Origin of the sequence: Paenarthrobacter sp. PH39-S1 (assembly GCF_030063245.1) — a bacterium.
Classification (GTDB): Bacteria; Actinomycetota; Actinomycetes; order Actinomycetales; family Micrococcaceae; genus Arthrobacter_M.
In genome coordinates this window covers 34,342-47,084 of record NZ_JASISR010000020.1, presented here as the reverse complement: position 1 = coordinate 47,084, position 12,743 = coordinate 34,342, and the positions used below count along the sequence as shown (strand labels likewise).

General features: G+C 64.9%; 11 protein-coding genes. 7 read left to right on the top strand and 4 right to left on the bottom strand.

Translation table 11 applies throughout. The features are described 5' to 3' along the window. Positions 1 to 335: 335 nt before the first annotated feature. Positions 336 to 755, top strand: a complete 420-nt coding sequence (locus tag QMG52_RS13780; protein ID WP_283560968.1) for a hypothetical protein — start codon at positions 336 to 338, stop codon at positions 753 to 755. Next, on the top strand, positions 752 to 2,440 hold the full coding sequence (locus QMG52_RS13775; RefSeq protein WP_283560967.1) for a hypothetical protein: 1,689 nt from the start codon (positions 752 to 754) through the stop codon (positions 2,438 to 2,440). Before QMG52_RS13780 ends, QMG52_RS13775 begins: the two co-directional genes overlap by 4 nt. Positions 2,441 to 2,449: 9 nt before the next feature. On the opposite strand, the gene QMG52_RS13770 is transcribed toward QMG52_RS13775, so the two are convergent. Continuing rightward, positions 2,450 to 2,878 carry a phage holin family protein gene (locus QMG52_RS13770; protein WP_283560966.1) on the bottom strand — a complete coding sequence of 143 codons (429 nt, stop codon included), beginning with the start codon at positions 2,876 to 2,878 and terminating at the stop codon, positions 2,450 to 2,452. A 59-nt stretch (positions 2,879 to 2,937) separates the two neighbouring features. Between QMG52_RS13770 and QMG52_RS13765 the strand changes: the two genes are divergently transcribed. The 4 genes from QMG52_RS13765 to QMG52_RS13750 all read left to right on the top strand — a co-directional run bounded on the left by QMG52_RS13765 (position 2,938) and on the right by QMG52_RS13750 (position 7,844). After that, positions 2,938 to 4,059: a histidinol-phosphate transaminase gene (locus QMG52_RS13765; RefSeq protein ID WP_283560965.1), complete on the top strand. Its 1,122-nt coding sequence runs from the start codon at positions 2,938 to 2,940 to the stop codon at positions 4,057 to 4,059. A gap of 147 nt (positions 4,060 to 4,206) precedes the next feature. Then, complete coding sequence (gene pdhA, locus QMG52_RS13760; protein WP_283560964.1) at positions 4,207 to 5,442, top strand: pyruvate dehydrogenase (acetyl-transferring) E1 component subunit alpha; 1,236 nt, start codon at positions 4,207 to 4,209, stop codon at positions 5,440 to 5,442. Next, positions 5,439 to 6,413, top strand: coding sequence for an alpha-ketoacid dehydrogenase subunit beta (locus tag QMG52_RS13755; protein WP_283560963.1), 975 nt, complete (start codon positions 5,439 to 5,441; stop codon positions 6,411 to 6,413). The genes pdhA and QMG52_RS13755 overlap by 4 nt, the downstream gene beginning before the upstream one ends. Positions 6,414 to 6,425: 12 nt before the next feature. Further along, positions 6,426 to 7,844 (top strand): dihydrolipoamide acetyltransferase family protein, encoded by a 1,419-nt coding sequence (locus QMG52_RS13750; protein ID WP_283560962.1) that lies wholly within the window; start codon positions 6,426 to 6,428, stop codon positions 7,842 to 7,844. A 65-nt stretch (positions 7,845 to 7,909) separates the two neighbouring features. On the opposite strand, the gene QMG52_RS13745 is transcribed toward QMG52_RS13750, so the two are convergent. Together QMG52_RS13745 and ald are read right to left on the bottom strand one after the other, a co-directional pair. Beyond that, a complete protein-coding gene (locus QMG52_RS13745) occupies positions 7,910 to 9,223 on the bottom strand; it encodes an aminotransferase-like domain-containing protein (protein WP_283560961.1) in 1,314 nt (437 codons plus the stop codon). A 202-nt stretch (positions 9,224 to 9,425) separates the two neighbouring features. After that, a complete protein-coding gene (gene ald / locus QMG52_RS13740) occupies positions 9,426 to 10,538 on the bottom strand; it encodes an alanine dehydrogenase (RefSeq protein WP_283560960.1) in 1,113 nt (370 codons plus the stop codon). Between the two features lie 281 nt (positions 10,539 to 10,819). Here ald and QMG52_RS13735 point away from each other — a divergent pair, with 281 nt between their 5' ends. Beyond that, positions 10,820 to 12,046: a PucR family transcriptional regulator gene (locus tag QMG52_RS13735; protein ID WP_283560959.1), complete on the top strand. Its 1,227-nt coding sequence runs from the start codon at positions 10,820 to 10,822 to the stop codon at positions 12,044 to 12,046. A gap of 81 nt (positions 12,047 to 12,127) precedes the next feature. Here the strand turns inward: QMG52_RS13735 and QMG52_RS13730 are convergent, their stop codons facing one another. Continuing rightward, a complete protein-coding gene (locus QMG52_RS13730) occupies positions 12,128 to 12,571 on the bottom strand; it encodes a helix-turn-helix domain-containing protein (RefSeq protein ID WP_283560958.1) in 444 nt (147 codons plus the stop codon). Positions 12,572 to 12,743 lie beyond the last annotated feature (172 nt).

Genomic DNA, 12,743 nt, shown 5'->3' with positions numbered 1-12,743 from the left:
CCAGGATTTGAGGTGAACCCGTCCTGCACAGCCCTGCAAACGACGGAGTGGGGGCACCTTTCTGGTGGCCGCTCTGGTCGGTCAGCAGCTGCCGGTCTAGCGTCGTCAGCAGTAGACCGCGAGGCTGGTACAAGCCGCGGTCAGGCAGCGGGCAGGGGCCGGCCGCACAGGCACGGCACGGCCGGACGCGGGGAAGGGGAAGGGGCAGGACTGATGGCGATGGCGGGGAAGGGGCAGGACTGATGGCGATGGCGGGGAAGGGGCAGGACTGATGGCGATGGCGGGGAAGGGGCAGGACTGATGGCGATGGCGGGGACGGGGAAGGGGCAGGACTGATGACGACGGCGGGACGGCTCGCGCCACGGGCCGATGACGTAGCGCGCCTGACAGGTGACCTGTTCAGGGCGGCGGAAGATATGGACGGGCTGAGGTGCCGGGTGCATGGCGCCGGTCAGCTGCGCTGGCAATCGCCGGCCGCCACCGCGTTCCGGAACCTGCTGGCGGAGCGGGAGCGGCGGATGCAGGACGCCGCGGGCATGCTGCGGGACGGCGCGGAAATGCTGCACCGCTATGCGTCCCAGCTCTACGCGGAGGAGTCCGATGGCACAGCGGGACAGTCCGCACTGGGTAGTTTGGCTGGCTCTGGGATTTTAGCCGGCGGCGGCGTCTTGGCACCGGTGGGCAGGGCAGGGGCGGGCGGTCCGACGGGTTCCGGTCGCCTTACCTGGTCCGGTGCTTCGGGGCTGTTGCCGTGAATCGGCAGATCCGTGGCTGGCTGACGGATCCGCAGAATATTGCACCGGAAGGGCCTGTCGGCGGCCCTGTCCTGGCTGCACCGTCCGTAGCGCCGGCCAGCAGCTATACCGTGCGCGGAGGAGCAGGCTCGGTCAGCTACGTGCTCAGCGAGATGGTCCTGGCAAGTTCCGGGCTGCAGCGCGTTGCCGACGAACTGGCTGACGTGGAACGGACGGCAGCCGGCGCCCTAAATTATGCGGAGTGCGCGACACCCATCGGCGGTGCCCAACCTTTTGGCCTCATCCCGGTCCTCCGTGACGCTGCAGCAGATTGCCGTGAGTGCCGCGTTGAACTGCAGAAAACGGCCGACAATGCCCGGACCGCCGTAGTCCGCTATCAGGATGCGGAAAACCAGGCCATGGCGGGGCTGGAGTGGCAGAAGTCAGCTGACGCCAACATGGGCGGCCTGCTGCTTCGCGTCTTTGGGCTGCCGCTGGCCCCGTTTGTGGCCATGTACCAAGCCACCTCACTGGGAGTCGATGTGCAGAAACGAGGACTGCGGGACGTGACAGAGGACGTAATGGGGCATGTACCCGATTACCTGGCCGGCCTGCTGGGTTTTCCGCCTGGGCTGCCGTCGCAGACCGCTTCCGGTCCGGGCCGGACGGGGGTGCTGAAGCCGGCTGGTGTGGCCGCAGCGACCGGGCTGCGGCACTTCATGGACGCAGCCGGTGTATTCATGCTGGGAGACCTGCTGATGCGGCGGGTCCCACCGTCTGAATGGAATGCCGCCCAGCGTCCGGCACTCCGATTTCCGACGCGCCCGGGTCCGACCGACCAGGGACCGGTACCCCGGCCGTCGGAGAGGCAGGGTGCAGAGTGGGGGACCGGCGCCCAAGCCGACTTCGCCCTCGGCACCATGGCTCCCACGCTGCACGACGCACTGGCCGGTTCTCAGGACGCTTACTCGGTGGCGCCCGCGGCCATCGTGATCAAGCGGGTCGACCGCGGCGACGGCTCCGTGGCGTGGATAGCCGATCTGCCCGGGACGGAGCAGTGGTGGCCGCTGGACAGTGCCAATCCCTGGGACGTGGAAGGGGATGTGGAAGCAATGACGTCGGCCCAGCGGGCGAACTTTGCACAACATCAGATCCTGGTCCAGGAGTGGGTCAAGAGTGCGCTCCGGGATGCCGGCGCCATGCCCGGGGAAGGAGTCATGATCAACGGCCATAGTGGCGGCGGAATCCACGCGGCAGCCATGGCCTCCGACCCGGCGTTCCTCGCTGAGGTTAACGTGCGGATCCTCAATATAGCCGGCGCCCCCGCGGCCAATCAGAACGTGCAGCCGGGGATCAAGGTGCTGGCCTTGGAAAATGTCGACGATGTGGTCCCGGCTTTGGACCTGGCAGTGGCGCCTGAGTCCGCCGATTGGGTCACCGTTACCACCGACCGTCGGCGGGTTAACACATGGCTGGATCCGGGGAAGTTGGTCACCGGGGCGCACAGTCTGGATTCTTATCTGGATGACGCGGACCAATTGGATGGAAGCCTGAACGTCTCGGTGCTGGCGCACAGGGAGGCGCTGCTGGAATTCCTGGGTCCGGCGGCGCTGACCGGAGCAGTCAGCTACCGCAAATTCGTCTACCAGGGCACAGACAAAAACAGGCAGAAAACGCAAGGCGAAAAGACCAAAGACGCAGGGTAAAGACGCCGTCTAGCTGCGCCTGCTGACCCGGCTCCTGTTGATGCCGGTGAGGGCGATGGCGATCATCGAAACAACGCTGATCACGATCGCCGCCAGCACGGCGGTCCACAGGAAGGTGTCGATGGTGAAGCGAACGGGCGTGTAATGGCTCAGCCAGGAGGTCAGCCACAACATGGCGGCATTGATAATGACGGTGAACAGACCCAGAGTGATAAAGGTGATGGGTAGGGACAGCAGTTTCACAATTGGCTTGACGAGGGCGTTGACCACGCCGAAAATCAGCCCCATGGCGACGAAGGCCAGTACGGTGCCTGCGGTGCTGTTGCCCGGAATTAGCCCGTCCGCGCCGGTGGAGGAGATCTGCAGACCAGGCAGGAGTGCGCTGGCGATCCAGAGCGCCAGCGCATTGATCAGGACACGGACAATGAATTTACCCATGCGCCATAATCCCATACCTGCCAGACATGGGCACGGGCCAGCGGCATTAAGCTGTAACCATGACAACTGAGAACCCCACCGCTGCTGCTGTGGTTCACCCCCGCTCCGTCGTGGGCACGCTGCCCCGGTATACCGCAGGCAAACCGCCCATCGTCGTCGAAGGACTGCAGAGCTTCAAGCTTTCGTCGAATGAAAATCCACTGGGACCCGTTCCGGCCGTGCTCGATGCCGTGCGTTCGCTCGCGGACATCAATAGGTATCCGGACTCACTGAGCACCAAGCTGCGCACTGCACTGGGGAAGTTCCTGGACGTGGCCGCCGAGGATATTGTCACGGGTGCTGGCAGCCTGGGTGCCCTGAACCAGCTGCTGTCCGCGTTTGCGGGCCAGAACGAGGACGGCCGCCCGGACGAGGTCATTTACGCGTGGCGGTCTTTCGAGGCATACCCGATCTGCGTGGGACTGGCCGGGGCCCAGAGCATCATGGTCCCGCTCAAAGCGGATGGTACCCATGACCTGGACGCCATGGCGGCTACCGTTACGGACCGCACCCGGGTGATCCTGCTGTGCACGCCGAACAATCCGACGGGACCGGTGCTGTTCACGGAGGAAGTGGAGCGGTTCATCGGCTCCGTCCCGGCCGATGTTGTGATCGTCATCGACGAGGCGTATATGGAGTTCGTCCGCGCTGAGGATGCCGTGGACGGCATTGCCATGTACCGCAAATACCCCAACGTGGTGGTCCTGCGGACCTTTTCCAAGGCGCACGGGTTGGCCGGGCTTCGGGTCGGGTACTCTGTGTCCCGGCCCGAACTGACCCGGTATCTGCGGGTGACGGCCACGCCCTTCGCCGTGTCTTCGCTGGCTGAGCACGCCGCCGTCGTGTCCTTGCAGAACTACGGGCAGGTTGTAGAAAGGGTACAAAGTCTTGTGGATGAACGGAACCGTGTGACGGCCGGCCTCAGGGCCTTGGGCTGGGACATTCCCGATGCGCAGGGAAACTTTGTCTGGCTCAACTTGGGGGAGAACAGCACCGGGTTTGCCGCCCTCGCCGAGCAGCGGGGGCTTTCCGTCCGGGCCTTCGGCGACGAGGGCGTGCGGGTCAGCATCGGCGAGACCGAAGCCAATACCCGCTTTCTGGAACTCTGTGCGGAGTATACAAAAGCGCCGCAGCGTTCCTAGCGCTTAATAAACGTCAGCAGGGCCGGCCTGCCGCTACAGTTGAATCCGGAAATAGATGAATATATGCGTCTGCGGGAAACATTCCGGAAGACGTATGTCTTCCCACTGATGAACCGATGTTGCAGATGCGGCAGGCGAGGAGACGGTATGGGCGCCGCCCAGCTACCCACCACCGAGTTTGAGGATGCCGGAATTGATGAGCCCGGGGGGTCCTTGGAAGCAGCCCAGGCGGCGGAAACGGCCGCCCCCGAGGACGATATGGTCCAGCTGCTGGGCCCGGACGGAACACTCCGGCACGACGCTACCTTCAGCCCCTTCCTGGAGCGCCTGACTCCCGAGAAGCTGCGGGGGTTTTACCGCGACATGGCCACCATCCGCCGGTTTGATCAGGAGGCCACAGCCCTCCAACGTCAGGGCGAGCTTGCCCTCTGGGTGCCGCTGACCGGCCAGGAAGCGGCCCAGATCGGTTCCGGGCGGGCCACGCAACCGCAGGACTATATCTTCCCCACCTACCGTGAGCACGGCGTGGCGCTGACCCGCGGCGTCGATCTGTCCCAGCTGCTGAAGCTTTTCCGGGGCATTTCCAACGGCGGTTGGAACCCCAAGGACAACAATTTTCACTTGTACACCCTGGTCCTCGCCGTGCAGACCCTGCACGCGGTGGGTTACGCAATGGGGATCCAGCGTGATCTGGCGGCCGATCCGGAAACCGAGCCTGCCGCCGCCGTCGCCTATTTCGGTGACGGTGCCAGCTCCGAGGGCGACGTGCACGAATCGATGGTTTTCGCCGCCTCCTACAACGCCCCCGTTGTCTTCTTCTGCCAGAACAACCACTGGGCCATATCCGTTCCCTTTGAGGTCCAGTCGCGGGTCCCGCTGGTGAACCGGGCCGGCGGCTATGGGTTTCCCGGTATCCGGGTGGACGGCAATGACGTCCTCGCGGTGCACGCCGTCTCGGAATGGGCGCTGGAGCACGCGCGCTCGGGCCAGGGACCGGTGTTGATCGAGGCGTACACCTACCGCGTCGGCGCCCACACCACGGCCGATGACCCCACCAAGTACCGGCCGGCGGCTGAGGAGGACAAGTGGCGCGCGAAGGACCCGCTGATCCGGCTGGAAACATATCTGCGCGCACAAAACCTTGCCGACGATGCGTTCTTCGCGTCCATTAAGAACGACGGCGACGAGCTGGCCGCCTATGTCCGCAAGACAACGCTGGCCATGACCGTCCCGGACATCCGCTCCTCCTTTGCCAACGTGTATGCGCAGGCTCACCCGCTGGTGGCCGAGGAACTGGCTTGGTTTGAGAATTACGAGGCCTCCTTTGCCGACCAGGGCGCGGGCACTGTCGCCGGGAGCACGACCGAAAACGGTGCAGCATGACCACGATGACCATCGCGAAGGCCATCAACGAAGGCCTCCGCGCGACGCTGGCCGCCAATCCGAAAACGCTGATCATGGGCGAGGACATCGGTGCACTCGGTGGCGTGTACCGGGTCACGGAAGGATTGAAGGCCGAATTCGGTGCGAACCGGGTGATGGATACACCGCTGGCCGAGTCCGGCATTATCGGCACCGCGATCGGGATGGCGCTGCGTGGCTACAGCCCCATCTGTGAGATCCAGTTCGACGGTTTCGTTTTTCCCGGCTTTAACCAGATCACCACCCAGCTGGCTAAGATCCACACCCGCAGCAGTGGTCAGCTGAGCGCGCCGGTGGTCATCCGCATTCCCTACGGCGGTGGGATCGGGTCCATTGAGCACCACTCCGAGTCCCCGGAGGCTCTCTTCGCGCACACCGCCGGTCTACGGATTATTTCACCCTCGAATGCCCATGATGCGTACTGGATGATCCAACAGGCCGTGGCGTGTCCGGACCCGGTCATTGTCTTTGAGCCCAAGCGACGGTACTGGCTCAAGGGCGATGTGAATACGGAATCGCCGGGGCTTGATGCATTCCAGGCCCAGGTGCTGCGCGCCGGAACGGACGCCACGGTGGTCGCGTACGGGCCGCTCGTTCCCGTGGCGCTGGCCGCCGCGGATACCGCGGCGGAGGAAGGGCACAGCGTGGAGGTCATTGACCTGCGGTCCATTTCCCCGATCGATTTTGACGCCGTAACGGTGTCAGTGGAGAAGACCGGGCGGCTGATCATTGCGCACGAAGCGCCCACCTTCGGGGGCCTCGGCGGGGAGATAGCGGCCCGCATCAGTGAGCGTTGTTTTTATGCGCTGGAGGCGCCGGCTCTCCGAGTGGGTGGGTTCCACATGCCCTACCCGGTAGCCCGTGTGGAGGAGCATTACCTGCCGGACATTGACCGGATACTAGAGGCGCTCGACCGCGCCCTGGCGTACTAAGGAAGGCCACCGATGTCCGCACTGAATACGTTCAATCTGCCCGATGTCGGCGAAGGCCTGACCGAGGCGGAAATCGTCTCGTGGAAGGTCAAGCTTGGCGATATCGTTGCCATTAACGATGTGCTCGTCGAGATTGAAACCGCCAAGTCCATTGTTGAGCTGCCCTCGCCCTACGCCGGGCTCGTCGCCCAGTTGCTGGTCGAGGAGGGGCAGACGGTGGACGTCGGCACCGCGATCATCAGAATTGGGGCCGCAGCGGAAGCGGCCGGTGCGATCCCCATGTATGGCGCTCCGGCGGCGGATGTGGAGCGGGCGCCCGTTGGGAAGCCGCTCGTTGGTTCAGGACCCAAAGCCGACGCGGTCAAGCGCCGGCCGCGGCGCACGGCAACTCCGTCCGTCCCAACGGCGGCTCAGTCTGTCACCTCGGCGGCTCCGTCCGTCACCATGGCGGCTCCCGCGGTGGCGACGGGCACGGACTCCTTAGTGACGCCGTCGTCCGTTCCATCCTTCGGATCTGGCGCAAACGGGACCAGGGACGGCCGCGTGCTGGCCAAGCCTCCGGTCCGCAAGGCAGCCAAGGATCTCGGGATCAATCTGGCCGATGTATCCCCGACGGGGCCGCGCGGCGAGGTCACGAAAAAGGATCTACTCAGTTACCAGGACCAACGGACCGCGGAACGGGACGACGCGGGGAGCTTCTGGCAGCCCATCAGGGCCAGCGGGCTGGGCACTGCCGCGGATCAGCGCGTCTCCCGGATTCAGGTCAGGGGCGTGCGGAAGGCGACGGCGAGGGCGATGGTGGAGAGTGCCTTTAGCGCCCCGCACGTGAGCATTTTTGTGGATGTCGATGCCAGCCGCACAATGGAATTTGTCAAGCGGCTGAAAAATTCGCGGGATTTTGAGGGCATCAAGGTTTCGCCGCTGCTGATTCTGGCCAAGGCCGTGATCTGGGCGGCGGCGCGCAATCCGTCGGTCAATGCGACCTGGACCGGGGATGAGATTATCGTCAAGCACTTCATGAATCTTGGCATCGCCGCCGCAACGCCGCGCGGGCTGCTGGTGCCGAACATCAAGGATGCGCAGGATTTGTCGCTCAAGGAGCTGGCCGTTGCCATCAATGAGCTGGCCAGCACCGCGCGCGCGGGCAGGACGCAGCCGGCGCAGATGGCGGGCGGCTCGCTGACCATCACCAATATTGGCGCCCTGGGCATTGACACGGGTACCCCGATCATCAATCCGGGCGAGGTGGCGATCGTCGCATTCGGCACGATTAAGCAGAAGCCATGGGTGCTCGACGGCGAGGTGCTGCCGCGCTGGATCACCACGCTGGGCGGTTCCTTCGACCACCGCGTGGTCGACGGCGATTTATCTGCCCGCTTTATGGCGGACGTGGCATCAATCCTGGAAGAGCCGGCGCTGCTCCTTGACTGATCATCTGAGGCGCGTGTTTTGTGGCCAATCCACGGAACGGCCACTAATGGGTACCCCAGATGAGGTTAATGGTGACGGTCGACGGCGGCACGCAGCACCGGGGCGAGCCGGCGGACACCCTCCCAGATGTTTTCCGGCGTAGCGGAGCTGAAGGCGAGCCGCAGAGTGTTGCTGGGCCCTGTGACCGAGGTGAAGGCAGCTCCCGGCACAAACACCACGCCGGCGTCGATCCCCTTGCGCAGCAGCGGATAGGTATCCACGTGCTCGGGGACTGTCAGCCAGATAAAGAAGCCGCCCGCCGGCGCGGTCCACCGGATCCCCGCGGGCATGAGCTCGGTCAGCGCCGCGAGCATGGCTTCGCAGCGTTCCTGGTAGAGCGCTCGGTAGGTGCGGATCTGCCCCATCCAGTCAAAGTCCCGCAGATATGCCGACACGAGCATCTGGTTGAACGTCGGTGGGCATAGCGTGACAGCTTCGCTGGCGAGGTAAAAACGCTGCTTCAGATGTGCGGGGACCAGCGCCCAGCCGATTCGCAGACCAGGGGCAAAAATCTTGGAAAAGGACCCCAAATACAGCACTTCGCGCGCATTCCCCACCCGTAGCGGTGACGCGAGTTCGCCCTCGAACTTCAGCAGACCGTACGGGTTATCCTCCAGCACCAGAACGTTCGCTTCGCGGCATATATCAACGATTTCCTGCCGTCGACTGGGGGAAAGCGTTACGCCGGAGGGGTTGCTGAAGTTGGGAATCGTATACAGCATCTTGACTGTTTTGCCCGCGGAGCGCAGTTCGGCGATGCGGCGCCGGAGCTCTGATGGCACCAGGCCGTCGTCGTCGACCAGGACGGGCTGCACATCGATCTGGTACGTCTCAAACGTGTTCAGCGCACCCACGTAGGTCGGATCCTCAATCAGCACGACGTCCCCGGGATTGCAGAACACCTTGGCCGCAATATCCTGGGCGGACTGGGAACCGGCCGTGATGACGACGTTCTCCGGATCCGCATCCGTGATGCCCTCGGCGGCCATCACCATGCAGATCTGCCGCCGGAGTTCCAATGTCCCCTGGCCGCCGCCGTACTGCAGCGCCTCCAACCCCTGCTCGGCGATGATGGCTGCCGCAGCCTGTCCCAGCTTTTCCAGCGGCAGGGACTGCAGATACGGATTGCCGCCGGCCAGGGACACGAGGCCGGGCTGCATGGAGATTTCAAAGACATCCCGAACCGCGGACTGCTTGATATTTGCGGCGCGGTCGGAGAAGAGCGACTCATGTGGGTGGACGGTTCCGGAGCTTTGCGCTTCGGCCCGTAGGAGGGCCTCTTCGGCTTCGGCGGGGAGCGGCTCTGCGGCATCGGTGGCGCGCGCTGTTTTGTAGGTCACAGACCAAGGATAGCCCCATTGTTGCTAAAGAGGCATCAAATGTTTTCTAGTCATCTCCGATTGGCCGGCCGCTGCGACCGTGACTGCCGTCTGTAACTGTTCCTGCTGCTCGCCACCGCGTCTGGCGTCAGCCAGGCCGCGGTCACCGATCGGCGACCGACGGCGGGGGCTCGAGCCCAACCGCCGGTTGCCGGCGCTGTTGTCAGAGGAGTCCGGACCAATCCGCCGCCAGTTCCAGCCCGAGAGCGCTGGAAACCGAGTGGTGGGTCACCTTGCCGCCGGCCACGTTCAGTCCGGCCGCGAGCGAGGCGTCCCGCTGCAGCGCATCGCTGACGCCGAGGTTGGCCAGGGCGACGGCGTACCGCAGGGTGACGTTGGTCAGCGCGTAGGTCGAGGTGTTCGGCACCGCGCCCGGCATGTTCGCTACGCAGTAGAAGATCGAGTTATGCACCGTGAAGGTGGGGTCCTCATGGGTGGTGGGATGGCTGTCTTCAAAGCAGCCACCCTGGTCCACGGCGATATCCACCAGAACTGACCCCGGCTTCATCCGGGACACCATCGCGTTGGTGACCAGCTTCGGCGCCTTGGCTCCGGGGATCAGGACCGAGCCGATCACCAGGTCGGCCTCCAGCAGGGACCTCTCAATTTCAAGCCTGTTGGATGCCACCGTCTTAAGCCTGCCCTGGTAGATGGCGCCGAGCTCGCGCAGCCGCTCAATATTAATGTCCAGGATGGTGACCTCGGCGCCTGCGCCCACGGCCATGGCCGCGGCATTACTTCCCGCTACCCCAGCACCAAGCACCACAACCTTGGCCGGCCGGACACCGGGGACACCCCCGAGCAAAATGCCGGGGCCGCCGGCGGGCGCCGTCATGCTCTGTGCACCGACCTGTACGGACAGCCGTCCGGCTACCTCGGACATGGGTGCCAGCAGTGGCAGAGAACGGCCAGCCTGGACGGTCTCATACGCGATGGCGGTCACGCCGGATTCCATCAGCGCAGCGGTCAGCTCGGGTTCGGCGGCCAAATGCAGGTAGGCGAACAGGATCAGACCCTGCCGGAAGTGGTGGTACTCGGCGGCAATCGGCTCCTTGACCTTCATCACCATATCCGCGCGCTTCCACAGTTCCTCCGCGGTGTCCACCAGCTCGGCACCCGCATCCGTATATTCCGCATCGGTGATGTTCGAGCCCAGACCAGCGCCCTTTTCAACCAGAACCTGGTGGCCGTGGTCCCTAAACTCGTGGACCCCTGAGGCGGTGATGGCGACGCGGAATTCGTTGTTCTTAATTTCCTTGGGGACGGCGATGATCATGGTTTCTCCGTAGCTGGGTCTGGCTTCTGGGACTGAAATTTGAGTCTGGCTTTTGGGACGGGGACTTTTGGGACGGGGATCGGGCCGGATGCGAGGACGGCCGCGTTGTCCGCCGGGTATTCAGCTTAGGTCCGGATGTGATGCGCGGTACAGGCGGCCGCAGGGCTGTCCGAGCGCCCGCGGCGGTATTCCGGTCCGTTTGGGCCCCGGGGATCGACATATGTCGTGTGCGGGGACGTCAATTGTCGTCTGCTGTCGCCGGCCAAAAGTAATGTTGGAGCATGCACACAACCGACGTTGAGCAGCTGGTCGAGCAGCTGGCCGCGAAGCTGGGCAGGGGGCTGTCGCTGGAGGATCTCGACGGCGTCCTGCTCGCCTACAGCTCGGACCAGTTGCATGCGGACAAGGTGCGGGTGAATTTCCTGCTCAGCAAGCGGGTTCCGGCGGATGTCAGCGGGTGGCAGCTCTCGCATGGTATCTCGGCTGCGGTGCGCCCCGTCGTCGTCCCGGCTAACGATGAGCTTGGCATGCTCGGCCGCGTCTGCGTTCCGCTGCTGGTCCGCGGCTTCCGGGTGGGGTACCTCTGGGTGCAGCAGGACGAGGCGGACCAATCGGCGACGGCGATCCTGGCTCAGTTGCCCGGTGTCCGGGACGGTCTGGATCTGCTGGCGTCGTTGTTGCTGGATTCAAATACGGCAGAATCGGAGAGCCGACGCCGGCGGGAGCAGGGCTTCCTTGCCGCGTGTGCTGCCGAGACCGCTGCCGCGGCGGCCGGCCGGGAGGAGATGCTGCAACGCGCGCCATGGCAGCTGGGGATTATTTTTGAGGTCGCCGGTGCCCCGGCGGGGCCCGGGCCTGCCCCGGTGTTACCCGCGCGGTCGGATCCGCTGGCCGCTACCCTAATTCATCGAGCCGCAGCGCTGCAGGCCACGATCGGCATCGACGACGCCCTCTTCAGCGCCGGCACCGACACTCACGCCGTGATCCTGTTCCATGCCTCGCACGGTGAGAGGAGCCATGCCGCCGTGCTGGAGCGGTATGAGCGGGAGCTGGCGAAGCGCGCAGGCGCTACGGCCCGGGTTCTGATGGGACTCAGCGAGCCCTTCGCGGCCCAGCGGCAGCTGGCCGCTGCGTATCAGCAATCCGCGGTGGCTGTGCAGGCGTCGGCGGTGGATCCACAGTTCGGCGATCTGCTCAATTACCGGTCCGCGGGCGTTTATCAGCTGTTGGCGGCAGGCCGCTGGGATCAGCTGACATCCGTGCACTACCGCACCCTGCAGGCGCAGGACCGCAACGCCGAACTCCTGCCGGTGCTGGAACTGCTGTACGACAACGACGGCGCGGTGCAGGACGTAGCGGACGCGGTGCATCTGCACCGCAGTAGTGTCTATAACCGGATCGCGCGCATCAGGGCGCTGCTCGGGACTGATCCGCTGCATGGGCGGATTCGGTTGGAACTCCATCTGGCCATCAAGGCCGGCCGCTGGCAGCGCAGGCCGCGGTTGTGATACCGCGGTTGTGATACCGCGGGGGCCGATCCGACCGCGGCACTGCAGCCCCGGCCCCGGCTCTGCCGCCGCGGCGAGGGGTTAGTCCCCGGCCGCCCCGCCACCGGTCACCCCGCCACCGGCTGTCCCGCCCCCGGTTGCCCCGCCACCGGTCTCCAGTGCATTCGGCTGCGTCGCCAGCCACGCCAACATGTCCTGCAGGCGGATCCGCCGGTGCGTGCCGCGGTACTGCACGGGGATGATGCCGGCATCAGTGAGCCTGCGCAGATAGGTGTGCGAGATGCCTCCGACTTCGGACGCCTGGGAAGTGGTCAGCAGATTTTCCACCGAACTGACCACGATTCCTTCGCCGCGGGCAAACCGTTGCAGCAGGTCCAGTACTGCGCCCACCGCGCCGGTGGAGAGCCGGTGAACGGTGCCGTCCACGAAGATCGTCACATCCTGGTCCGCCTCGAGGACACGGGCCAGCGACCGCGCCTCCTCATCCGGAAGGGGCGGCGCGGTACGCGGCGGTAGTTGGGCCATGGGTCGAGCCTAGACGCATGACGAGGGCATGGCTTTGTTCCGGCAGGTGCTGGAAGCGAAGACCGAAGACGCAGAGATCCCGGCCGACTGGGCAGTCGACCAGAGTGGCAAACCCACCACCGGACGCCGTTGAAGCCCTGTTGGATGCGGAGTCAGGGGATGGTCTTCGAGG

Coding starts and splice junctions, on each gene's coding strand:
- QMG52_RS13730 (WP_283560958.1), bottom strand. CDS start 12,571: ATGGCCCAACTACCGCCGCGTACCGCGCCGCCCCTTCCGGATGAGGAG.
- QMG52_RS13780 (WP_283560968.1), top strand. CDS start 336: ATGACGACGGCGGGACGGCTCGCGCCACGGGCCGATGACGTAGCGCGC.
- QMG52_RS13765 (WP_283560965.1), top strand. CDS start 2,938: ATGACAACTGAGAACCCCACCGCTGCTGCTGTGGTTCACCCCCGCTCC.
- QMG52_RS13770 (WP_283560966.1), bottom strand. CDS start 2,878: ATGGGTAAATTCATTGTCCGTGTCCTGATCAATGCGCTGGCGCTCTGG.
- QMG52_RS13755 (WP_283560963.1), top strand. CDS start 5,439: ATGACCACGATGACCATCGCGAAGGCCATCAACGAAGGCCTCCGCGCG.
- QMG52_RS13750 (WP_283560962.1), top strand. CDS start 6,426: ATGTCCGCACTGAATACGTTCAATCTGCCCGATGTCGGCGAAGGCCTG.
- pdhA (WP_283560964.1), top strand. CDS start 4,207: ATGGGCGCCGCCCAGCTACCCACCACCGAGTTTGAGGATGCCGGAATT.
- ald (WP_283560960.1), bottom strand. CDS start 10,538: ATGATCATCGCCGTCCCCAAGGAAATTAAGAACAACGAATTCCGCGTC.
- QMG52_RS13735 (WP_283560959.1), top strand. CDS start 10,820: ATGCACACAACCGACGTTGAGCAGCTGGTCGAGCAGCTGGCCGCGAAG.